17 protein-coding genes are annotated in these 22,857 nt (G+C 63.1%); 6 read left to right on the top strand and 11 right to left on the bottom strand.

What is annotated here, in order from left to right:
* Positions 1-128 precede the first annotated feature (128 nt).
* Genes MTR64_RS07455 through MTR64_RS07465 form a run of 3 tightly spaced genes read right to left on the bottom strand, consistent with a single transcriptional unit; the run spans position 129 to position 5,134 of the window.
* Complete coding sequence (locus tag MTR64_RS07455; protein ID WP_243992407.1) at positions 129-3,326, bottom strand: amidohydrolase family protein; 3,198 nt, start codon at positions 3,324-3,326, stop codon at positions 129-131.
* Positions 3,323-4,486 (bottom strand): PepSY-associated TM helix domain-containing protein, encoded by a 1,164-nt coding sequence (locus tag MTR64_RS07460; protein WP_243992408.1) that lies wholly within the window; start codon positions 4,484-4,486, stop codon positions 3,323-3,325. Before MTR64_RS07460 ends, MTR64_RS07455 begins: the two co-directional genes overlap by 4 nt.
* A gap of 39 nt (positions 4,487-4,525) precedes the next feature.
* Complete coding sequence (locus tag MTR64_RS07465; protein ID WP_243992409.1) at positions 4,526-5,134, bottom strand: FMN-binding negative transcriptional regulator; 609 nt, start codon at positions 5,132-5,134, stop codon at positions 4,526-4,528.
* 122 nt (positions 5,135-5,256) lie between these two features.
* Here MTR64_RS07465 and MTR64_RS07470 point away from each other — a divergent pair, with 122 nt between their 5' ends.
* The 4 genes from MTR64_RS07470 (at position 5,257) to MTR64_RS07485 (ending at position 11,926) form a co-directional block, all read left to right on the top strand.
* Positions 5,257-6,774: a PLP-dependent aminotransferase family protein gene (locus tag MTR64_RS07470; RefSeq protein ID WP_243992410.1), complete on the top strand. Its 1,518-nt coding sequence runs from the start codon at positions 5,257-5,259 to the stop codon at positions 6,772-6,774.
* A gap of 103 nt (positions 6,775-6,877) precedes the next feature.
* On the top strand, positions 6,878-8,572 hold the full coding sequence (locus MTR64_RS07475) for an amidohydrolase (RefSeq protein ID WP_243992411.1): 1,695 nt from the start codon (positions 6,878-6,880) through the stop codon (positions 8,570-8,572).
* Positions 8,573-8,722: 150 nt separating this feature from the next.
* Entirely contained in the window at positions 8,723-10,873 is a 2,151-nt protein-coding gene (locus MTR64_RS07480; RefSeq protein ID WP_243992413.1) for a TonB-dependent receptor, read from the top strand.
* Positions 10,874-10,972: 99 nt separating this feature from the next.
* Entirely contained in the window at positions 10,973-11,926 is a 954-nt protein-coding gene (locus MTR64_RS07485; protein WP_243992415.1) for an alpha/beta hydrolase, read from the top strand.
* Positions 11,927-12,196: 270 nt separating this feature from the next.
* On the opposite strand, the gene eutC is transcribed toward MTR64_RS07485, so the two are convergent.
* The 7 genes from eutC to MTR64_RS07520 form a co-directional block, all read right to left on the bottom strand.
* On the bottom strand, positions 12,197-12,949 hold the full coding sequence (eutC, locus tag MTR64_RS07490) for an ethanolamine ammonia-lyase subunit EutC (protein ID WP_243992417.1): 753 nt from the start codon (positions 12,947-12,949) through the stop codon (positions 12,197-12,199).
* Positions 12,942-14,327, bottom strand: coding sequence for an ethanolamine ammonia-lyase subunit EutB (locus MTR64_RS07495; RefSeq protein WP_243992419.1), 1,386 nt, complete (start codon positions 14,325-14,327; stop codon positions 12,942-12,944). The genes eutC and MTR64_RS07495 overlap by 8 nt, the downstream gene beginning before the upstream one ends.
* 132 nt (positions 14,328-14,459) lie before the next feature.
* Positions 14,460-15,500: a copper resistance protein B gene (locus MTR64_RS07500; RefSeq protein WP_243992421.1), complete on the bottom strand. Its 1,041-nt coding sequence runs from the start codon at positions 15,498-15,500 to the stop codon at positions 14,460-14,462.
* Positions 15,497-17,272 carry a copper resistance system multicopper oxidase gene (locus MTR64_RS07505; RefSeq protein WP_243992424.1) on the bottom strand — a complete coding sequence of 592 codons (1,776 nt, stop codon included), beginning with the start codon at positions 17,270-17,272 and terminating at the stop codon, positions 15,497-15,499. The genes MTR64_RS07500 and MTR64_RS07505 overlap by 4 nt, the downstream gene beginning before the upstream one ends.
* A gap of 55 nt (positions 17,273-17,327) precedes the next feature.
* Positions 17,328-17,888 carry an RNA polymerase sigma factor gene (locus tag MTR64_RS07510; protein WP_243992426.1) on the bottom strand — a complete coding sequence of 187 codons (561 nt, stop codon included), beginning with the start codon at positions 17,886-17,888 and terminating at the stop codon, positions 17,328-17,330.
* Positions 17,889-17,895: 7 nt separating this feature from the next.
* Positions 17,896-18,339, bottom strand: coding sequence for a periplasmic heavy metal sensor (locus tag MTR64_RS07515; protein WP_243992428.1), 444 nt, complete (start codon positions 18,337-18,339; stop codon positions 17,896-17,898).
* Entirely contained in the window at positions 18,336-18,620 is a 285-nt protein-coding gene (locus MTR64_RS07520; RefSeq protein WP_243992430.1) for a hypothetical protein, read from the bottom strand. The genes MTR64_RS07515 and MTR64_RS07520 overlap by 4 nt, the downstream gene beginning before the upstream one ends.
* 208 nt (positions 18,621-18,828) lie before the next feature.
* Here MTR64_RS07520 and MTR64_RS07525 point away from each other — a divergent pair, with 208 nt between their 5' ends.
* Positions 18,829-19,269 carry a hypothetical protein gene (locus tag MTR64_RS07525; protein ID WP_243992432.1) on the top strand — a complete coding sequence of 147 codons (441 nt, stop codon included), beginning with the start codon at positions 18,829-18,831 and terminating at the stop codon, positions 19,267-19,269.
* A gap of 92 nt (positions 19,270-19,361) precedes the next feature.
* A complete protein-coding gene (locus MTR64_RS07530) occupies positions 19,362-21,731 on the top strand; it encodes a copper-transporting P-type ATPase (RefSeq protein WP_243992434.1) in 2,370 nt (789 codons plus the stop codon).
* Positions 21,732-22,035: 304 nt separating this feature from the next.
* On the opposite strand, the gene MTR64_RS07535 is transcribed toward MTR64_RS07530, so the two are convergent.
* On the bottom strand, positions 22,036-22,722 hold the full coding sequence (locus MTR64_RS07535) for a pentapeptide repeat-containing protein (protein ID WP_243992436.1): 687 nt from the start codon (positions 22,720-22,722) through the stop codon (positions 22,036-22,038).
* Positions 22,723-22,857 lie beyond the last annotated feature (135 nt).

Genomic DNA, 22,857 nt, shown 5'->3' on the forward strand with positions numbered 1-22,857 from the left:
GGTTGCGCGGCCAACAATGACAAGAGGAGAGGCGCACAACTGGTCCCGGTTCGGTCTGCCACATTACCCGGCCGCTTGCTGAGGCCCGCCATCCGCTCATGAATGAGCAGCCAACAGCAATCGGCTGCCTAATGATTGGTCACCGGCAGCCAGTTCTCATGATCGCCCGCCTCGAACCGTTCTTTCGGCGCCTTGCCTGCGAGTGGCCATAGCGGACGAAGCGTGTCGCCATCGAACAGAAAGCCGCCGCGCATGACAGAGACGATGCCGCGGGCATTGGCTATGTCGTTTCTGGGGTCGGCTTCCAGCACCAGCAGATCTGCGAGCTTGCCCGGCTCGATCGTGCCGAGATCGGTCAGCCGTCCAATGGTTTCCGCCGATCCGGCCGTGGCCGCGTGGAGAACCGCAGCTGCTACCATGCCGCCCAGAACATGCGCTTCCATTTCCCAGTGATAACCAATTCCCGGCGCCTCGCCATGCGAGCCCATACCGACGAGCACCCCGGCTTCGGCCAGGCGCGCGGCATCGCGGGCAATGACCGGGAAACGCTCTTCCGAGAGGGGAAGAAAAGCGCGGCTCGAAGTGATTTTCTGGCGGATCGCATAGGGCGGCCAGAAGCGCCGAAGCTTCTCGTCCACGACCGGATCGTCGTGCGCGATGATCCAGTCCATCGCCGGAGAGCCGCTATTGGTGATGCTGAGCGTGGTATCGTAGCTCGTGCGCATAGCCTTCATGACCGCGATCACATCGTCGCCCAGCGGCGGTGCAGGCAGCGCGTGCTCGTTACCGGCATAGCCGTCGAGAATCTGTGTCAGGTCGAGCTTGAGCGCCAGCGCGCCCTCGGTCGTCGGCATCAGGTGCTGTTCCCGCGCAGCCATGGCCAGCCATTGGCGCACTTCGCGGTCGCCGGTCCGGTATTCCTTGATATTGGAAAGACGATAGCCTTCGGAATAGCGGCTCAGCACGCGCCTCGCATCGTCGAGCGAACCTATGCGCACTTTCGAGAACACCGCCGGCCCCGTCGAACGCAAGCGCGGGCCAAGAATTAGCCCTGCGTCGATCATGCTCTCGTAGCCGATCTGATCGATGCTCAGCGTCGAGGGATCGAAGCTGGTCGTCACCCCATAGGCCAGCCGCGCGCGCAGGCCCCATAGCTCGCTGGACCAGTTGCCGCGGCGGATCTCGCCGATGTGATCGTGCACGTCGATGAAGCCGGGCATGATCGTCTTGCCGGTCACATCGCGGATCGTGGCATTGGCGGGCACCGCGAATGAAGTTCTCGGGCCGACGGCGGCAATCCGGCTCCCCACGACGAGCACGTCCGCATTCTCGATCACCTGGTCATGGTGCGCCATGGTGAGAACGCGGGCACCGCGCAAGAGTAGCGCACCATCGGGCACCGCGCGGGGCAATGTGGCCGTGAGCCGCATCTGCCGCTCCGGTTTGGCCGCTGCGGTGTCGAAACGGCTCCACAAGATGCCCGCAACCGCATCGAGTGTGCCCGGCCCGCTCCACTCGAACCAGTCGACTCCCATGCCCGGCAGGACACGCGCCGGACTATCAGGCGAGAGCAGGTCAACGGCTTTGGCAGGATCGGCTGGACGTGGAAGGACATAGAGCCGGTCTCCGATGACGGCCGCTATGGTCCGGCCATCAGGGCTGATGCGCATGTCGTCGACGGGCGAGTTGCCCTCGACGAAATAGTAGGATGGCCCGGTGACCTGCGCGGCTGGTGCGATGCTGCCATCCGCCAGATCGATGCTGACAAGACCGTTGCCGCTGAAAAGGTAGGCCTTTCCGGGCTCGCTGGTGAATTGCGGACGGCCACCCAAGTTGCCCTGCGCAACCACTCGGGCCGCGCCGCTCGCCGGATCGAGTTCAACCAGTTCGCTTTCGCGCACCGGGCCGAACTCAAAAAAGTTCTGCCGCCGCTCGTCGAGCGCGGAACGCAACACCAGAACGCGTTTTCCGCCGGGCGTGAAGACCGGGTAGCGGTAGTAGGCCGGAATGGCTGCAATCCTGCGGGCGCCCTTTCCATCCAACGCCGACGTCCACACCGTTCCGCCGTCAGCCTCCGACCAGGAGACGAAGACGAGGCGCTTGCCGTCCGGGCTCCACGCCGGTTGAGCAGGCAGATCGAGATCGATCGGCAGCCGGCGCGCCGTACCGGTACCCACGTCCTGAACCCATATCCCGCCGAGCGCCGCGAATGCCACGTGGCGCCCGTCCGGCGAAGTGGCAGGCTCCATTGCCAGTTTGGACACGACGGGTCCGGTTTCCTCACGAATGGCAAAGCGCGTCGAAGGGCCGACGGCAATGCGGGCGTCAATCTCTCGCGCCAGCGCGCGCGGTGCCGTGCCATCGGTCGGCTGCCGCTCAAAGTGGCCATCGCGACTGAGCACGATAGCCTTGCCATCAGGCGTGAACGCCATGCCCGGCACCATGCCCTGCCAGGAAGACGCCTGCATCGCATCGAGTTGCGTCTGCCCCAGCGCGACGTCCTGCCCGGTCGCCAGATCGCGCAGACGCAGTGCCGACCTGCCGTCGCGCCGTGTCACGTAGGCAAGGTGGCGGCCATCCGCAGCAATGCGCGGCGAGAAGTAGGCGTCCTCACTCGTGCCACGGGCGCCCGGTCCGGCGATCACCTCCTGTTCTTCGCCGGTGGCGAGGTCGCGACGAAAGATCGTCCATTTCGTAGGCAGGTCGAATTCGAGGCCGCCCACGCGGCGCGCATAGTAGAGCCAGCGGCCATCGGCGGATGCCGAGGCATCGAGCGTCGAGCGCCACGCGTCGCGCGGAGCATCGGCCCCGGGCTTTACCGGCACCAGCAACTCGGGCTTGCCAGTCAAAGGAAAGCGCCAGAGTTCGTAATTGTTGAGATCAGGGCGAAAGCGGCTTGCGAATACGACGCTGCCGTCCGCGCTCCACGTTGGCGAGACCATCACGGTCTCGTCATCGAACGCGGTGATCGCGCGCGCCTGAGAACCGTCGGGATGCGCAATCCAGATATTCTCGGAACCGTCGCGGTCGCTGGTGAAGGCAATCCATTCGCCGTCAGGTGAAAAGCGCGGCTGACTGTCGAAGGCGAGCCCCTGGCTCAATTGCCGCGCCTTACCGCCAGCCGCAGGCATCGCATAGAGGTCTCCCAGCACGTCGAAGACAATTGTGGCGCCATTGGGGGAGACATCGAGCGACGACCATGTTGTCCGCTCCGGATGAACATCAAGCACGCGTTCGGGCTTCAACGGCAGATCCGCCGCAGCCGGGACTGCAGCGCTCAACGCCAGTCCGGCCAGAAGCCATGCGCGCAGGATCGGCAGTGTCATCGTGCACTTCCTTTCAGTGTCCTTCGCCGCATCACGCGCGCCGGGCGCTTCTTCCACCACAGGTAGACGCCGGTCACGCACATGCCGAAAATGACCAAACCCATGATGATCACGAGGATTTCCGTAGGCAGTCCTGCGATGTGCCCGCTGTGGACCGGATAGAGCCACCGGTACATCGCGAGGTTGCCGTTTCCGTGATAGGGATCGAACACTTCGGCGAGGCGTCCGCTCTGGGCATCGAAGTAAAAATAAATCGGACCGAGATCGTGGTAGCTGAGCAGGCCGTTGTCGGTCATCGTCACGCCGATGCGATCTTCTGCGGCATCGTAGAGCACCGTTGCAGGATGCCAGGTTTCGTCCATCTCCTGTGCAACTGCGCGGGCCTGCTCCACCGCCGTGAAAAATGTCAGCGGGCCCTTCGCCTCGCTCTTCGGCAAGGCAAGCTCCCTCTCCGGCACCAGCCGGTCGACCACGGGACCGTAGGCTTCGCCAAAGAAGTTCATGCAGACCGAAGTGACCGCCAGCAAGGTAAGCGGCACCAGCAGCCACAGCCCGGACGAACGGTGCAGGTCCATCATCAGGCGCGGGAACGCGCTCTTGAAGCTGAACCGCCATGTGCGTTTCCACTGCTTCCAGAAGGCCCCGCGCGCCGGGAAGGTCAGGTAGATTCCGACGAAATTGCTCACCAGCCATGTAAGGGCAATCACCCCCATGAACCAGCGGCCATAGTCGCCAAGCATGAGAGTATAGTGCACGCTGTGCAACAGGCCCGCGATACCGCGCCTGCTTAGTGCGGCCTTTGAAGAGCGGGTTCCTGCCAGTTCGCCGGAGGCCCGATCCAGGAAAACCTGGTCGATATCCTGCACGCCATCGCGCGCTGTCACCTTTACCGGAATACGGGCATCGACGGGGACGGATAGCGGAAACGATCGCACGGTAAACTCGGGGTGGCTGGCCCTAAAGGCTTCCACCAGCCGCGGCACGGGCGGAGCCTCCCGAACAGGCGACTGCCGGAACAGATCGGCGTTTATCGCTGCATCAAGCGGCCGCAGGTATACCAGCACGCTGCCGGTCAGGGCGGCAAATCCCAGAAAAACGAGAATAACCAGTCCGGAATAGCGGTGGGTAGCCATCCAGAATTCGCGTCCCTTGATCGTCATTCCCCTCTTCACCCGCTACGAATGGATACCAGCGACAGGCTAGTCCAGCCGGTCCCGGTTCAGTGCCCGGATCCAGCTGCGCATGGTCTCGTCCGGATGCGCCTCGACGAGCTCGCGCAGCACGGCATCGTCTTCGTCCTGCGCCAGCTTGAACGTCGCATCGATCGCCGTGACCTGCGCCTCGAACCCGATAATGGCACCCAGCATGGCGTCATAGCGCCCACCGAGTTCCGCCGGTTGCCATGGCTTGTCACGCCCGGCCTCGCAAGCATCGACGAGCCGCCGCACCGCGATTTCGGTGAGGGCCTCGTCAAATCGGACCTGTGCCTCGACCCGCAGCGCGGCATAGTTCCATGTCGGTCCCCAGTTGCGCCTGCCGCTATGCTGCGGCGAAACATAGGCTTGCGGTCCGGTGAAGAGGAAATGCGCCGTCGGGCTTTCGCAAAGCAATGTATGAAGCGTCCGGCGCCGGGACATGTGCCCGAGCAGTCCCGTGAGCCGGCCATCCTCGCCGTACAGTCCGAGCATGGGCAGCAGAGTGGCCGTCTCGACCGGCGCGCCCGGGGCCATGACCCAGGACAGCGGATACTGTGCAATGAGCCGACGCACATCCTCGTTGCCGTAACGCGCAAACAACGGGTCTGTCATCGAGCCCTCCTGCCCCCACTGGCGAGAAAATTGCAAATGGACACCGGATCTCCAGCTCTTCCTTGAGACTAGCCTTTTTATTCGGCTTGCAATGGCCCCTGCACAAGTGCCAATTGGCGTTAATGGCATGGTCCAATATAGTCCGGACTGCTAAGCCTGCCGCAAAGGTGAAAGGTGGCGCGGCGATGTTACGACCCTGGCAGATATCCCTCGGAGCACGGATCGATCCCGCCCGCGACACACCGATCTACATGCAGATCATCCATGCCCTGATCCGCGACATCGAGACCGGAAGGCTTGCCTCGGGCACCTACCTGCCCAGCAGCCGCGAACTGGCCGCGGCCCTCGCCGTCAATAGGAAGACGGTTGTGCTCGCCTATGAAGACCTGATCGCGCAAGGCTGGCTCTGCACCGAGGGAACGCGCGGAACAGTCGTTTCGCGCTCGTTGCCGGCACCGCCGAAGCCCGCAGGTTCCGGAGCGGAATTGGCCAGTGGCAGCACGCATTACCGCTTCGCCGCACCGCCCGAACGCCCACTGGCCTTGCCCGGCGGCTCCGGCATAAAACTGGACGAGGGGGCACCGGACGGACGCTTGTTTCCCAGTGAGCAACTGGCGCGGGCTTACCGCACAGCCGTCCAGCGGGACTCGCGCGCCAACCGCATGCAGTACCGCGATCCGCGCGGCTCCCCCCGTCTGTGCGAGGAGATCGCCGGGATGCTGAGGTCTCAGCGCGGCCTCAATTTCACCGCCGCCAATATCTGCATCACCCGCGGCAGCCAGAATGGCCTCTTCCTCGCGCTCCAGACCTTGATCCTGCCGGGCGATGCCGTGATGGTCGAGGAACTGACATACGAGCCCGCCATCGCCGCGATCGAGGCACTGGGCGGCAAGGTGATCGCGGTGGGGCTGGACGAAGGCGGCATCGATGTCGTCGAAATGGAAGCCGCATGCCGCCGCCACGCCGTGCGCGCGGTGTTCCTCACCCCGCACCACCAGTTCCCGACGACGGTCGCGCTAAGGCCGGAACGGCGCCTGCAGGTTCTGGAGATCGCGCGCCAGTTCGGCGTCGCCATCATCGAGGACGATTACGATCACGAGTTCCACTTCCAGTCGCAGCCGCTTCTGCCGATGGCAGGCTACGCGCCAGGTCAGGTGATCTATCTGGGCTCCATGTCCAAGCTTCTCCTGCCAGCGCTTCGCATCGGCTATCTTGCGGCGCCCAAGCCGGTGATTGCCGCGATCGCGCACCGGGTGTCGCTGACCGATGGGATGGGCAACACCGTGACGGAAGATGCCTGTGCCGACCTGATCGAGAGCGGCGAGGTACGGCGTCATGCCCGCAAGGCATGGCGCATCTATGCCGAGCGCCGGCAATTCTTCGCTGACCTGCTTCACAGCGAACTGGCCGGACGCGCGCATTTCGACATGCCGGACGGAGGACTGGCGTTCTGGGTCCGTTTCGACGGAGATCTCGACGAGATCGAAAGCAAGGCACAGGCCACCGGCCTGCGCTTTGCCAGCCACCGTTCGTTCATGGCACGCGACAGTGCCGCCAAGGGCCTGCGCCTCGGTTTTGCGAGCCTCGACAAGACCGAAGCCGAGCGTGCCATCACAGCGCTGGCGAAGGCAACGCGCTGAAGCCCGGGGCCTTGGTCCCTGCGAATAGTCATAAATTGGTGGTTTCAGGCTCCACTGACGAGTCCAATAGTTGAACCGGTCAGCAGGCAGCCGGAACGCAACTATGACTACGACCTTCGACCGCCGCAAATTTCTCGTCCGATCTGCCGGGGCAGCAGCGGGGATGTTCGCGACCGGACTGGATTTCAAACGCCAGGCCGCGTTCGCCGCAGGAATTCCCGTCGACACCATTTTCACCAATGCGCGCATCTGGACCGGTGAAGGGCGGCGCGTGTTTACGGACGCGATTGGCATTATCGACGGGCGCATAGCGGCACTCGGTCTGGAGGCCGCGAACAGTCTGGCCAGTGCCAGGACCCGGCGTATCAATCTTGAAGGCGCGCTGGTCACCCCCGGATTCACCGACTGTCACGTCCATTTCACCCTTGCTTCGGCCACGCTGGGTCAGCCATCGCTGCGCGACGCAGCGGACAAGGCGGAATTTACCCGCCGCATTGCCGAAGCCGCACGCGCCATGATGCCGGGCCAGTGGCTGCAAGGGGGCAACTGGGACAACGACCGCTGGGGCGGCGAATTGCCTACGCGGGACTGGATCGACGCCGTCACACCCAACACGCCTGTCGCCGTGGTTCGCTACGACTTGCACATGGTGCTGCTGAACTCGGCCGCACTCAAGGCGATCGGCATCGACGATGGCATTGCCGACGTGCCGGGCGGTGTCGTTGGACGCGACGCCAGAGGCCGCCTCACCGGCATCTTCAAGGATGCGGCCAAGGATCTGGTGGTGGGACGCATTCCCACGCCGCGCGATGCCGAAATCGACGCCGCAAACCGCAAGGGGATCGCGCTGGGCATCTCGAAGGGTGTGACACAGGTTCACGAACCCGGGGTCAGTTGGGAAACATTCCATTCGGCACGGCGGATGAGGGCCGCAGGCGGTCTCGACATGCGCTTCTATGCGATGACGCCCCTCAAGGACTGGGAAAAACTCGCTGCAGTCGTTGCCGAGGAAGGCCGCGGCGATGAATTTGTTCGCTGGGGCGGATGCAAGGTTGTCTTTGACGGCTCGCTCGGTTCGCGCACGGCCTTGTTCTATAAGCCTTACTTCGACGATCCCGCAACGCACGGCATTACCGTTACCGATGAAGCCGACATGCGGAATTGGGCGATCCAGGCGGACAAGGCCGGTTTCCAGATTTCCGCCCACGCCATTGGTGACGAAGCGAACGACATCGTGCTCGACATGCTGGCGGCAACGGCCCGCACCAATGGCCCACGCGACAGGCGCAGCCGGATAGAGCACGCGCAGCACCTCGCCCCGTCGGCCATCGGGCGCTTCGCCGAACAGAACGTCATCGCTTCGGTCCAGCCCTTTCACGCCATTGACGACGGGCGCTGGGCCTTGAGGCGGATCGGCGAGAAGCGGCTCGAGACGACATATGCGTTCGAATCCCTGATCGCGAGCGGCGCGCACGTCTGCTTCGGCTCGGATTGGCCAGTGGCCCCGTTGGACCCGCTCACCGGGCTCAAGGCAGCGGTCCTGCGCGAGACGCTCGACGGGGCCAATCCGGATGGATGGTTTCCAAAACAGCGGGTTGAAATCCATGACGCGCTGCTCTCCTACACGCGGAATGCCGCTTATGCAGGCGGCAGCGAAGCCGATACAGGCACGCTAGCACCGGGGCGGCTGGCCGATTTCGTCGTTTGGGATGAAGATCTTACAACCGTCGATCCGGACCGGCTCGATCAGGCGAAAGTGATGGGCACCTGGCTGGGTGGCCGGAAGGTTTTCGGCTGAACAGTTATTGGACCCCTGAAAGACCCAAAACTGGATGTTTTGCAGGGGCTAGCGAAAGCCGAACGTCGAAGGGCTGGAAGTCAAGACATAACACCATTAATGCAATTAAATCGCAATAGCGAACAATCGCATCCATTGAGGGATTTGACCATGCCGTACACATCCAATCGCATTCGTTCAGCGCTTCGTGGCAGCAGTTGCCTCGCTTTCGCGGCCGGCCTTGCCACAATCACTGCCCCCGCTTTCGCCGAGGACGTGAAGACCTCGCAGGAGATCGTCGTCACGGCACAGCGCGAAAATGCGACCCACGTGGAGAATGGCGGCTCTGCAGGCGTGCTCGGCAACAAGCCGGCCGAGGACCTGCCCTTCAACGTGCGCAGCTTCGATTCGACGCTAATCCTCAACCAGCAGCCCAAGTCGCTGGGCGAAGTGCTGGAAAACGATCCCACCGTGCGCACCACCTACGGCTATGGCAACGCAGCCGAAGCGTTCGTCATCCGCGGCTTTGAACTTTACGGTGACGACGTCGGCCTGAACGGCCTTTACGGGATCACCCCGCGCCAGCTCATCGCACCGGAACTGTTCGATCAGGTTCAGGTGCTGAACGGCTCCTCGGCCTTTCTCAATGGTGCAGCGCCCGGCGGCTCCGGTCTTGGCGGCAGCGTCAACCTGCTGCTCAAGCATGCCGGGCAATCCGACCTCAACCGCGTGACGCTCGGCTATACGTCGGACTCGCACTTTGGTGGCAGCTTCGATGTTTCGCGCCGGTTTGGTGATCTCGGCGTGCGCATCAACGGCAATTATCAGGATGGCCAGATGGGCATCGACCGGGAGGACCGCATGAGCCAGGTCCTCGGCGTCGGTCTTGACTGGTCGCACGGCCCTGTCCGCATGAGCCTCGATCTGGCCTACCAGAAGGTCCGCGTCGATGATCTCCGGCCCAAGGTGACGATCTACACGTCAGTCGTCCCGAGTGTGCCGGATTCGGATGCGAACTACGCGCAGGCCTATACGTACTCCAAGCTGCGCGACATCTTCGGCGTGTTCAATTTCGAGTACGACTTTGCCGACAATGCCACGATGTGGTTCAAGGCCGGTGCGCGCGATGGCTCCGAAGACGGCATCTACGGCGGCTTCAACCTGTTCGATGCCACCACCGGCGATGGCTCGGGCAACGCCCTCTACGTGCCGCGCACCGACAACAACGAGGCCGTGGAAGCGGGCGCGCGCGCCAAGGTCGGCAGCGTCATCACCCAGGAATTCGTCGTGGGTGCCAATGCCAGCTGGCAGGTCAACCGCAACGCGTTCGATTTCCTGTACGGCCCCGGTTTCGCCGGTTTCTCGACGAATCTCTATGACACCCCGCAGGTGGACATCCCACGCTCCACGCTTGTCGGCGGCGACCTCAACGATCCCTATCCCATCTCACGCACCCGCCTGTGGTCTGCCTTCGCTTCCGACACGATCGGATTCTGGGATGACCGTATTCTCGTGACCGGCGGCCTTCGCCTGCAGACGATCAAGATCAAGAGCTACGGCTACTACGACGGCGGCGCGCTCTCCTCGGTCTATGACGACGACGCCGTGACGCCAGTGGTGGGTCTCGTGGTCAAGCCGGTGGAGGGCGTGTCGCTCTACGCCAACCGCATCGAAGCCCTGCAGCAAGGCCCGACCGCAGGCTTTGGCGCGGCCAACTTCGGCGAAGTCTTCCCGCCCTACGTCTCGACCCAGTACGAGGTTGGCGGCAAGGTGAAGGTCGGCCCGATGTTCGCGAGCCTCGCCTGGTATCAGATCAAGAAGCCCTACGGGTATATCGACAACAGCACGCTGGTCTATGCGATCAATGGTACGCAGCGTAACCGCGGCGTCGAATTCACGCTGAACGGCGAAGTCCTGCCCGGCTTGCGCCTGATCTCGGGCCTGTCCGTGACCAAGGCGAAGCTGCTGGCCTCGGCGGATGCCAATGCGGGCACCGAAGCCAAGGGCGTGCCGGACTGGACCGCCAACGCCAATCTGGAATGGGATACGCCGCTTGAGGGCTTCACGCTCACCGGCCGCGTGACTTATACCGGCAAGCAGTGGGTCGATGTCGCGAACACGCTTCGCCTGCCGGACTGGACCATCTTCAACGCCGGGGCCCGCTATGTCTTCGCCGCCGGCGATGTCCCAGTAACCTTGCGCTTCAACGTCGATAACATCGCGGACAAGCGCTACTGGGCCTCGGCCTACGACGACTTCTCGGCCGCACTCCTGCAGGGCCAGCCGCGAACCTTCAAGGCGTCGATCTCCGCCGATTTCTGATTCTCCATCCCAACCAACTGGCGGGGCCGGCTCTACATGCCGGTCCCGCCTTTTTGTCTCCGCTTGAATTCCGCTAAAGGAGGCGAAAGGACACACGAAATGACGTCTCCTCCTTTCCCAGACGACGATGTCGATCCCGAAATCCGCGACTGGCTGACGCAGATGTTTGCCGCCTCGGCCGCGCTGGGCTCACGGCCTGGAATGCCATGGGAAGAACTGCGGGCCATCGCGGAGAAACAGCGTGAACCATGGCGCACCGGCGGCCCCGCGATGTTCGCGACCGAAGATCTCTCCATCGGCGATCACGCCATCCACATCCGCATCCACCGCCCTATCGAGGCCGAAGCCCTTCCCATACTGGTCTACCTGCATGGTGGAGGCTGGACGCTTTTCAGCACCGATACACACGACCGACTGATGCGCGAATATGCGGCGCGAGCAGGAATTGCCGTGCTGGGCATCGATTACCGGCTGGCTCCTGAGCACCGCTTTCCCGCCGGGCTCGATGACGTTGTCATGGTACTGGACTGGCTGCGTGCCGATGGTCCGAGCCACGGACTGGATCCGGCCTGCTATGCCCTGGGCGGAGACAGCGCCGGGGCCAATCTCGCCCTGGCTGCCGCCATCCGGCAACGCGATGCAGGCTTACCCGGACCGGCTGCCCTGCTGCTCAATTACGGTGCCTTTTCCCGTGCCTCTTATCCCAGCTACGACCGATACGGTGATGGCGACCGGTACATGCTCACCGGCCCGGAAATGGACACCTTCTGGGATGCATACCTTGGGCCGGAACACACCGGTGATCCGCTCGCGGAACCGCTTTGCGCTGATCTGAAAGGGCTTTGCCCGGCATGGCTGTGCGTAGCACAGTGCGATGTTCTGCTGGACGAGAACCGGGAAATGGCGCGGCTCCTCGCAGAGGCAGGAATTAGCGTGGATTGCCACATCTATGATGGCGCAACGCACAGCTTTCTCGAAGCTGTCGCCATTTCGACACTCGCAACCAAATCCATTGCAGAATCCGCAGAATGGCTTACTGAAAAATTACAGTAATATGTGAAACATTAAAATACCTTTTATTGTAATTATTTTATATAATATAATATTATTATATAAACTTTTCTGCGCAAGAATTCTCTGAGATATCAAAATCTTCTGAACGTAAAAGAAGAGCGCGAACTCACGAATCTGATCGGAGGATCAGGAAGTGGCATTGAAGCGGGTGAGGATCGTCGGCTCGCTCACAGAGACCGCTGAACTGCACTTCTGTTTCGTTGGTGATGTTGATGGCATCGAACGTCAGGCGAAGATTCTTCCGCAGGTTCAAGGACGGCCGCGATTGTCGGAGTCGTGCAGTTGGTCGCTGGTCAGCTTGAGCCGCACACCAGTCTCACCCAGGACGAAGGCAGCATTCGTCAGTGCCGCAATTTGGTCGGCTGCACGATCCAGCGGAAGGCCTCCAGGCCGGATGTTCGACACGCAATTACGCTCGGCATCGATCCGGCCGATTCGGGGATGCAGCGTGATATAGGCGCCGATGCCATCTGCAGCGCTCAGCCCCGGGCGCTCACCGATCAGCACTATGACGATCGACGCCCCCAGTGCCTCGCCGATGTCGTCACCCAGCGCGACCCGCGCTTGCCGCGCGATTGTCACCGGCGCAAAGCTGCGGACTGCCAGCCGCCCAATGATTGCCTCGGCGAGCGCAACTCCGTGCTCCGCGATCCCGCTTGCCGAAAGTCCATCAGCAATTACCAGTGCCACTTCGCCGCGGCAGGTTTCCAAAGCTGCACGGCTTTCCGCCGCAAGGCGCCGGCCGAGGTCGGGGCGGCGCAGATAGGTCTCCCGGTCCGGTGCCCGGCTGCGGACGGCGGCCGTCGGCCGGCCCGCAATCTCGGCGGCGAACCCGTCGGACAGAGCGGCATGGACCGCATCGCGCGCAGCGGCATGGGCAAGCTGAAACGCCAGCATCGGCGTGGTCGCCAACGCGGTTCCCGCGCGCGCCAGCCCCACGCGCGCCGGCGTTAGCGCGCGAAGACGCGCGGTGAGATCGCTCGGGGCGAGTGGCTCAGCCAAGTGCCGAGATCGCTTTCAGCGCGAGTCCGGGCAACGACGGATGCCCGGACAGCCGGCCATCGGCATCCATGATCCCGTTGGAGGCAAGCCATGCCTCGAATTCCGGCGCAGGACGCAGGCCCAGCACATCGCGGATGTAAAGCGCATCGTGGAAGCTGGTCGATTGATAGCCGAGCATGATGTCGTCTGCCCCCGGTACGCCCATGATGAAGTTTACACCGGCCACGCCCAGCACGGTCAGGATCGTGTCCATATCGTCCTGATCGGCCTCGGCATGATTGGTGTAGCAAATGTCGAGCCCCATCGGCAGGCCGAGCAACTTGCCGCAGCAATGGTCCTCCAGCGCGGCGCGCAGGATCTGCTTGCCATCATAGAGATATTCAGGGCCGATGAACCCTACCACGGAATTGACCAGCAGGGGATCGTAAGCTCGTGCCACCGCATAGGCGCGGCATTCGAGCGTCTGCTGGTCAACGCCGTGATGTGCGTCGGAGGACAGGCACGAGCCCTGACCCGTTTCGAAATACATCACATTGTGCCCCACCGTCCCTCGCCCCAGCGCAAGCGTCGCCTCATGCGCCTCGCGCAGCAGTGCGAGGTCGATCCCGAAGGCCCGGTTGGCGGCCTCGGTTCCCGCGATCGACTGGAAGCAGAGGTCGACCGGCGCACCGCGGCGGATCAGCTCAAGCGTATTAGTGACATGGGTGAGCACGCAGGATTGCGTGGGTATGGCAAGCGCATGTACGATCTCGTCGAGCATCGTCAGCAGTGTTTGTGCCGTGTCGAGATCGTCGCCGGCAGGGTTAATTCCGATCACCGCGTCGCCCGATCCCAGCAGCAACCCGTCGAGCGTCGCAGCGGCGATAGCCGAAGGGGCGTCGGTCGGGTGGTTCGGCTGCAACCGCACCGAGAGCCGGCCGGGAATTCCCAGGGTATCGCGAAAACCGGTGACCACACAGAGCTTTCGTGCGACCGATACCAGGTCCTGGTTTCGCATAATCTTGGAGACTGCGGCGACGATTTCGGGGGTTAGCCCAGGTGCAAGCGCGCAGATTTCCGGGCCATCGGCGGCCAGCAGCCAATCGCGAAACGCGCCGACGGTGAGACCAGCAACCGGCCCCAGTGCCCTGTGATCCTGTGTGTCGGCGATCAGTCGCGTCACCTCGTCGGCCTCGTAGGGAACGACCGGGTGTTCGACAAAATGGGTCAGCGGCAGATCGGCCAGCAGCCACCGCGCGGCAATCCGGTGCGCCTCGCTTTCTGCCGCGACTCCCGCCAACACGTCGCCCGAGCGTAACGGCGAGGCGGCCGCCAGCACCGCCGCCAGCGAGGCGAAGCGATAGCGTGTGCCGCCACAATCGACATGCAAATTCCCCATGACGCCCATGCTGTCCGAACCGGCGTAACAGTACAAACGCAAATTGCCCTGTCGAGCAGGACCAGTCGCCGTACCTCAGTGCGAGCTAAAATGCCCGCTCACCGCGTTCGACGCGCAGCAGGAGATTGCGGATCAAAACCAGAAGCGCACGCCAACCACGAAGTTGGTAACACTCGCCTCTTCTCCCGACGCGCGGGCGTAGTCGGCGCTGGTACCGACCTTCCACTCCTGTGCGATCCCCATGTAGGGCGCGAACTCACGCCGGATTTCGTAGCGAAGGCGCAAACCCGCCTCGATACGGTCCACGCCGCTGCCAATGCCCAGTTCGGGAATATCCTGGGCCGCCAGATTGATCTCTGCGCGCGGTTGCAGGATCAAACGCTGCGTGATGCGCTGGTCGAGTTCGCCTTCGACGCGAGCCGTCACATCACCCTTGTTGGAGATGAACGCTGCCGCATCCATCTCGAAAAGGTAAGGCGCCAACCCCTGTACGCCGATGGCCGCATGCGCCCGTGACGGCCCGGCCAGATCCTGGCGGACACCTGCCTGCAGATCCCACCAGGGGCCGATGGCATGGCTCCACAACGCCTGGACTTCTGCTCTCTCGGGCTTCTCGCCGAAATTGCCCTCGCCTTCGCTTTTGAACCAGAGCTTGTCGATATGCCCGCCGTATGAGCCCTGGACGTCCCAGGTGTAGCCATCTTTACCCTCATGGGCGTGGAATTCGGCGCGGTCTGCCATGAGCCAGAAGACGGGCATGCCACTGGCTTCTCGAACCACGTGCATCCGCGATGCCGCCATGACATCCGCTCCGACGAACTGGTCGGCCGCAAAGTCGGGACCGGAGAAGGCCTCGGCTGGCGGTGGTGCCTGGGGGATGTCCCCGGCAGGCATTGGGGCTGCACTTCCATGGGTCATGCCCATGCCGTGCCCCATCTGCATATGGTCCATCCCCGAGTGATCCATGGAACCATTCATCATCGAATGATCCATGGCCTCTGGGCTCTCCATCGCATCGCCTGAAGAGACGCTGCCTGGCGTGCCGGTGCTGCTGCCCGAAGGATCAGCGGACGTTGGCGCGGATGTGTGTTGATGATGGCCGGCGTGATCCATCTGATCCTGCGCGAACGCTGGGCTCGCGGCCAGCAGCGGGAGGGCGAGAAGGTATCTCACTGTCCGGCTCCTTCCTGCAGCGGACGCACCGTCACGATCTGAAACATGCCCTGGTGCATGTGGTAGAAGAGGTGGCAGTGGAACGGCCAGTCGCCCGGGGTATCGGCCGTCAGGTCGAAGGTCGCGCTGCCACCGGGCTGAACATTGACGGTGTGCTTGCGGGGCTGGCGGTCGCTCGGCGCGCCGTTGACCAGTTCGAAGAAGTGGCCGTGCAGGTGTATGGGATGGACCATCATCGTGTCGTTGACCAGCCGCACGCGAACCCGTTCATTAAAGGCAAAGCGTATGGGCTTGTCGGTCACGGCGTCGAACTTCTGGCCGTCGAACGACCACATGTAGCGTTCCATGTTGCCGGTCAGGTGAATTTCCTTGAGCCGCGATGGCCTGCGCAGATCGGGGTTGGTCCTTGCGGCGGTCAACTGCTTGTAGGTCAGGACCCGGTGACCGGCCTGGTCGAGACCGAGACCGGGGAAGTCCATCCGGTCGGCCGGGTGCATCGCGACCATGTCCATGCCCGGCCCGGCCTTGACGCTGGCGGGCAGGCGCGCGGTGTCACGCATGTTCATGCCGGAACCTGTGTTGCCCTTGCCGGTCCCCATGTCCATTCCGCTCATGTCCATGCCATCCATCGCGCCATGGTCCATGCCAGCCATGGCGCCGGCATTCATCGCCATGCCCATGTCGGCCATTGTCAGGACCGGTGGTTTGCGCAGCGCCGGGACGGAAGCACGGGCCCCTGGACGCGATGCCAGCATCGCCACGCCCATGCCGGAGCGATCGATGGACTCGGCCACGAAGGCGAAAGCATCGGCATTCTGCGGCGTGATCAGAACGTCATATGTTTCGGCAACGCCTATCTGGAATTCATCCGTCTCGACCGGATTCACATTCTGCCCGTCTGCCGCGACCACGGTCATCGGCAGGCCCGGAACGCGGATGTTGAAGAACGTCATCGCGCTGCCGTTGATGATGCGAAGGCGAAGTCGTTCGCCCGGCGTGAAGGGCAGTTCGAGGCCGTCGTCGGGGCCATGGCCATTGATCAGGTAGGTATAGGTCCATCCGCCGATATCGGCGATGTCGGTCGGGCTCATGCGCATCTTCGCCCACATCCGCCGCTCAGCGCCGCTCAGCGCATAATCGTCAGTAGCGGTGGTCCGGTGATAGTTGAAATAGTCCGCCTGTGTCCGCAGTTTCTTCATGACCGTCATGGGGTGCATCGGCGACCAGTCGGACAGCATGAGCACATATTCCCGGTCCCAGGTGAAGGGATCGGGCTCGAGCGGATCAATCACGATCGGGCCGTAATGCCCCATGGGCTCCTGCAGTGTATGCGCATGCCACCAATAAGTGCCCGACTGACGGATCGGGAATTCATATCGAAAGGTCTCGCCGGGCTTTACCGCGGCCATGGTCACGCCCGGCACACCGTCCATCAGGAACGGGACAAGCAAGCCGTGCCAGTGGACCGACGTCCCTCCCGAACTGTGGTTGACCAGATCGACGACAAGGTTCTGGCCTTCCTTCAGCCGCACCAGCGGCCCGGGCAACGTGCCGTTGACGGTGACTGCCGGCCCGTACCGCTTGCCCGTCCGGAAGGCAGCATCCGCCACGGTCATTGTCAGGTGCTCACCGGCAAGAACATCGCTTCCCCGCCGTGCAAGCGTCCCGTTCGCATGCCCCGTCGCCCACGCGGGCATGGCCTGCATCAGGCCGAGCGTTCCCATTGAGGCAGCTCCGGCGGTGAGGAACTTGCGCCGATCGATCTCTGACATCATTGAACCCTGTTGTTGGTGTCGGGTCTCTCTACGAACGAAACGGCCAGCCCCCTCAGAAATCCGTGAATTTTTCCCGCAAGCGGTTGCGGGCCCGATAGATGCGCATTTCGACGGCCTTTTCCGAGACCCCGAGAATCGCGGCGGCCTCGGCCTGACTGCGGCCATCGAAGGTGACGAGCACGAACGGCTCCTTGAGACGCTGGGGCAGCCGGGAAATTTCCCGTTGCACCATTTCCATCATCTGGCGGCTGGCGAACTGCCGGTCGGAAGCGGGTTCGGGATCGGCAAGGCTTTCGAGACGATCTGCCGCACCCAACCGGAAAAAGCGCCGCAAGGTCCGGCGGCGCATGGCATCGCGGCATTTATTGATGGTGATCGTGCTCAGCCATGGCCCCAAGGGCTTGGCAGGATCGAAGCGATGCAGCGCCAGCCAGGCCGCGGCCAAGGCATCCTGGACGGCATCCTCCGCATCGGGGAGGTCTGCGAGCATTCCCGAGGCGAGACGGATCAAACGCGGAGCATGCATCGCGACGATCTGGTCGAACGCACCGCGATCACCGGCCCTTGCGGCTGCGACCAGCTTTGCCTCGTCCCTGTTGCCCTCCTGCGACACGGGCCGCCTAAGTCTTGGGTTGGCTGGTGAGGGCCTTGTTTACCTCGCGGTCAAATTCCTTCTGCTGCTCCGGGGTCAGCAGCGCGCGCATCCGGAAGACGTGGCGCACAGTCGCCTTTTGCAGATCCCCCATGCGCAGGTGAACACGATCGATCGCGGTAGCGACTTTCGGGCCGTAACGATGCTCCTCGGTCATGGCCTGGGCGAGCCCTGCATTGGCAGAGCGCAGCGCCAGTTCGAGGTCATTGTGTTCGGCAGCAAAATCGCGTTCGATAGCCTCGAGGCTCACCTCTTGTGCCTGTGTGAGGTCAAGTTCCTCATGGACGAAAGCATGCACGCCAGCCGGAGCGTCGCGGCCATCCAACCAGCGATTGGTGGCGTAAGCGCCGAGACTGCCCGCAGCCACCGCCAGAACCAGCAGCAACACGGCAAAATAGGGCGTGACCTTCATGGCGAAACGTGCAGCAATACCGCTGGCGAAAGATCCGTTCCGTCAGCAAGAGCCGTGCGCGCACCCTCTGCCTTTGCCGGGCTTTGGGTAACGCCTACGCCCGTCCCCAGGGCGACGGCAAAAATGGCAAGGCCGAGAACGGCTCGCCGCCTCTGGTCGCGAGCCTCGACCATCTGCCCGATGCGCTGCCAGACCTTCGCATGAAATTCCGACCCGGCATCGCCTGTCCCGGCGGGCCCGGCGAGGTCCCGAAGGCAATTGTCGAATTGATAGTCATCCATCGTTCGGTCTCCCCGACCATACCTTGTTGCCGCTATACGTGTTGCAGGCACTTCTCCCCTCAAAAAATTATGAGGGCTGCATTGAGCGCAAACGTAATCCTGATCTGAAGCGATCGAAATGAAGCCGCTACGGAACTTGTCCCGGCATCGACCGCTGCAGGACCGGCGCACCCAGGCGTGGCCGGAACATGTCAGGAGGAGAGAGACAATGAAGACCTTCTTGCTTGGTTTCGGGGCGCTGGCACTGGCCGCAAGCCCAGCCATTGCCGTCGGCCAAGACAGCAGCAATACGCAGGATGGCGGCAAGCCGCAGCAATGTTCGCAGTCTGCTGACGGCAAGACCGAGTGTCCGGTCACGAATTGCCCCATGTCCGGCACCGGGCAAATGGGTCAAGGCATGGCCGGAGGCCAGACGATGGGGCAGGGCCAGATGAGTGGCCAGGGGCACATGATGAACCACGGTCAGATGGCGCAAGGTCAGATGGGCCAGGGCCAAATGAACGGCCAGGGGCACATGATGAATCATGGACAGATGGCGCAAGGTCAGATGCCCATGTCCGGCAATTGCCAGTCGCCGGGCCAGAACGCCATGCACGGCGCCGGCCACATGCATGGTCACGGCCAGACGGACGGACAGCCCCAGCAATGATCCTTTGATCCTTTCGTGCGGCAGTTGGGCAGCTTGTCGAAACTACCGGGCGAAAGGGGCAAGGCCTGACACGACGATATGAGGCTTGAGCCATGAACCAGCACAGCCACGAGGATCAGAACTCCGCGACAGGGCAAGGCCCGGTCTACACCTGTCCCATGCACCCCGAAGTGCAGCAGACGGAACCGGGCGACTGTCCGAAATGCGGAATGCATCTCGTGCCTGCAGACACGGCGCAGGCTGAAGGCCATCATTGCTGTCACCATCACCATGGCGGTATGGACGATCAGAAGCCGGCTGCCGCTGATGGCCGCTACGACACTGTCCCGGGCGGCTATTCCGGTGCGGTCTATACCTGCCCGATGCATCCACAAGTGCGTCAGACCGGGCCGGGCTCCTGCCCGATCTGCGGAATGGGGCTGGAGCTGGAATCGGCGGCCATGGCCGAAGAGGGGCCGAACCCGGAACTCGTCGATTTCACCCGGCGCTTCTGGATTGGTGCAGCGCTGACCCTTCCCCTGCTGGTGCTTTCAATGGGGCCACTCGTTGGTCTCGGCGACATCCGCCAGTTCTTCGGGGAACGGGCTTCGCTTTGGATTGAACTGGTGCTGGGAACGCCCGTTGTCCTGTGGTGCGGCTGGCCGTTCCTCGTCCGCGGCTGGAATTCGTTCCGAACCATGCACCTCAACATGTTCTCGCTGATCGGAATGGGTGTGATAGCCTCGTGGACGTTCAGCGTCGTTGCGGTGGTGGCGCCCGGCATTTTCCCCGAAGGCTTCCGGGACCCGGCAGGCAATGTGCCGGTCTATTTCGAGGCGGCCGCCGTGATCGTCGTGCTGGTCCTGCTGGGGCAGATGATGGAACTGCGGGCGCGGGAAGGCACCGGCAAGGCGATCCGCGCACTGCTCGATCTTGCCGCCAAGACCGCAAGGATCATCCGCGACGACGGCCGCGAGGCGGAAATCCCGCTTGAGGACGTCCGTGCGGGCGACCGGTTGCGCGTGCGCCCGGGCGACAAGGTGCCGGTCGATGGCACCGTGGTGGAGGGACGATCCTCCATCGATGAAAGCATGATCACCGGCGAGCCCGTACCGGTCGAGAAAACCATGGGGGATGCCGTCACGGGCGCCACTATCAACGGCACCGGAAGCCTCGTGATCGAGGCCGGCCGTGTCGGCGCCGACACTGTCCTTTCGCAGATCGTCGAGATGGTCGCCAGTGCCCAGCGCTCGCGCGCGCCGATCCAGAAATATGCCGACAAGGTCGCGGGCTGGTTCGTGCCCGCAGTAATCGGCGTTGCCGTTCTGGCCTTTCTTGCCTGGGCGTTGTGGGGACCCGCTCCGCCGCTCTCCTACGCGTTGATCGCCGCCGTGTCCGTTCTCATCATCGCCTGCCCCTGCGCGCTTGGCCTTGCCACGCCGATGTCGATCATGACCGCGACCGGCCGCGGCGCCCAGGCAGGCGTGCTGATCAAGAACGCCGAAGCGCTGGAGCGCTTCGAAAAGGTCGACACGCTAATCGTCGACAAGACCGGCACGCTGACCGAAGGCAAGCCAAAACTGGTCGCGGTCCTGCCCGAGCCGGGCCACGACGAGGCGGGGGTTTTGCGTCTGGCCGCCACGCTCGAGAAAGGCTCGGAACATCCGCTCGCCGAAGCGATCGTCGCGGGCGCCGGAGAACGTGGCGTGGAGTTGGACTCGGCAAGCGACTTCGAAGCCGTGACCGGCATGGGCGTGAAAGGCACTGTCGACGGGAAGAGCGTTGCGCTTGGCAATCTCAAGCTCCTGTCCGATCTAGGTCTGGAAGCGGCTGAGCTGACCGGCAAGGCGAATGCCCGCCGCGATGAAGGCGAGACAGTGATGTTCGTCGTGCTCGATGGCGCCGTTGCCGGGCTGGTCAGTGTTGCCGATCCGGTCAAGGAGACCACACCGGCAGCCCTGAAAGCGCTGCACGCCCTCGGCTTTCGCGTCATCATGGCGACCGGCGACAACGAACGGACCGCCAGGGCCGTCGCTGCCCGGCTCGGCATCGACGAAATCCGCGCCGATGTCCTGCCCGCCGACAAGGCGCGGATCATCGCAGAGCTGCAGGCCGCAGGGAGCAAGGTTGCCATGGCCGGCGACGGCGTGAACGACGCACCGGCACTGGCTCAGGCGGATGTCGGGATCGCCATGGGAACAGGGGCCGATGTCGCCATCGAAAGCGCCAGCATCACTCTGGTGAAAGGCAATCTCGACGGTATCGTACGCGCCCGGCGGCTTGCCCGTGCGACGATGCGCAACATCCGCCAGAACCTGTTTTTCGCGCTGATCTACAACGCGCTGGGTGTGCCCGTGGCAGCGGGCATTCTCTACCCCTTCATGGGCATGCTGATCAGCCCGATGTTCGCAGCCTTCGCGATGAGCGCCTCGTCGATTTCGGTGGTCACGAACTCGCTGCGGCTGAGAGCCGCAAGGATTTGAGGCAGGTTTCCCTCCGCAGCACTTTGGTCATGCCTCCCAATCCGCGAACGTTACGTGGCTTTCGCGAAGGGGCCCGGCCAGCGATTCTCCGAAGTCGCAGTAGTCATAGGTCAGAACGCCAAAGCCTTGCCGGGCCGTACATTGCGCAAAAGGCGCATAGCAACGCTGGGCGACTCCGGTCCCGCCGAGCAAGACGAGAGGAGCGCGAGGTTACCCGCAAGCCTGTGCCGGGCGATCCTGACTTCGAGTGACTGATCCGGGCCCTCGGCAAGCTCACGCTGGGTCTGGCCTGTGCTTGCACCGCCTACCGCACGTTCAGGCCGAGTTCGCTCAAGAGCTGCCCGGCCTGCTCGCGAGAGATGGTCGCACCGCGAAACAGGCTGGCGTCGACGAGCCGCAATCCCCCAAGATCGGCACCGCGCAGATCGGCACCATCGAACCGCGATCCATCCATATTTGCCTCGCGCAAGCTGCACTCTACGAAGGTAGTGTACCGAAAATCACATTTCAGAAGTTCGGCCTGGGAGAAATCGATCCTGTTCAGAGTCGCCTTGCGGAACGAGCGGCCGGAAAGCTTGGCATTGATGAGCAATGTCTCGTCGAATTCGATTTCCAGGCCCTTCGCCTCGGACAGGTCTGCTCCGGTCAATTTGCACTGGGCAAACTTAGCCGACTGGAGGTTCGCACGCTTGAACGATGCATTGTTCAAGTCGGTCGCAAGGAAGCTGGCATCGGTGAGGTCGCAGGACATGAAGTTTGCAAAAGCGCCTCGGCAGGATTGCCACGCTGTGCCTTCGAGATTTGCGCGACTGATATCCGCTCGCCGCAAATTGCAACGCTGGAATTTCCAGTGGGACAAATCGAGCCCCGACAGGTCTGCTTCCTCGAGGTCGCAGTCGATCAGCGTCCGCGGCATTGCATGCAGGCGCTCGAGGTCCGCCCGCGCCAGCGTCTGGCTGCGAACCGCCCGATCGGAAAACAAGTCGTCCATGCGCTGCTGTTAGCTCTGGTCCGTAACGCAAACCATCCCCGATCCGGGCAATACCTGCACGGGGCTGAACGCCAGAGGAGCGCGGTCGGATTGACCGAGATTGGAACAAAGCCGCCGTTCACAGTGCCGAACTGA

The sequence above is a fragment of the Novosphingobium album (ex Hu et al. 2023) genome (assembly GCF_022832385.1).
Classification (GTDB): Bacteria; Pseudomonadota; Alphaproteobacteria; order Sphingomonadales; family Sphingomonadaceae; genus Novosphingobium; species Novosphingobium album.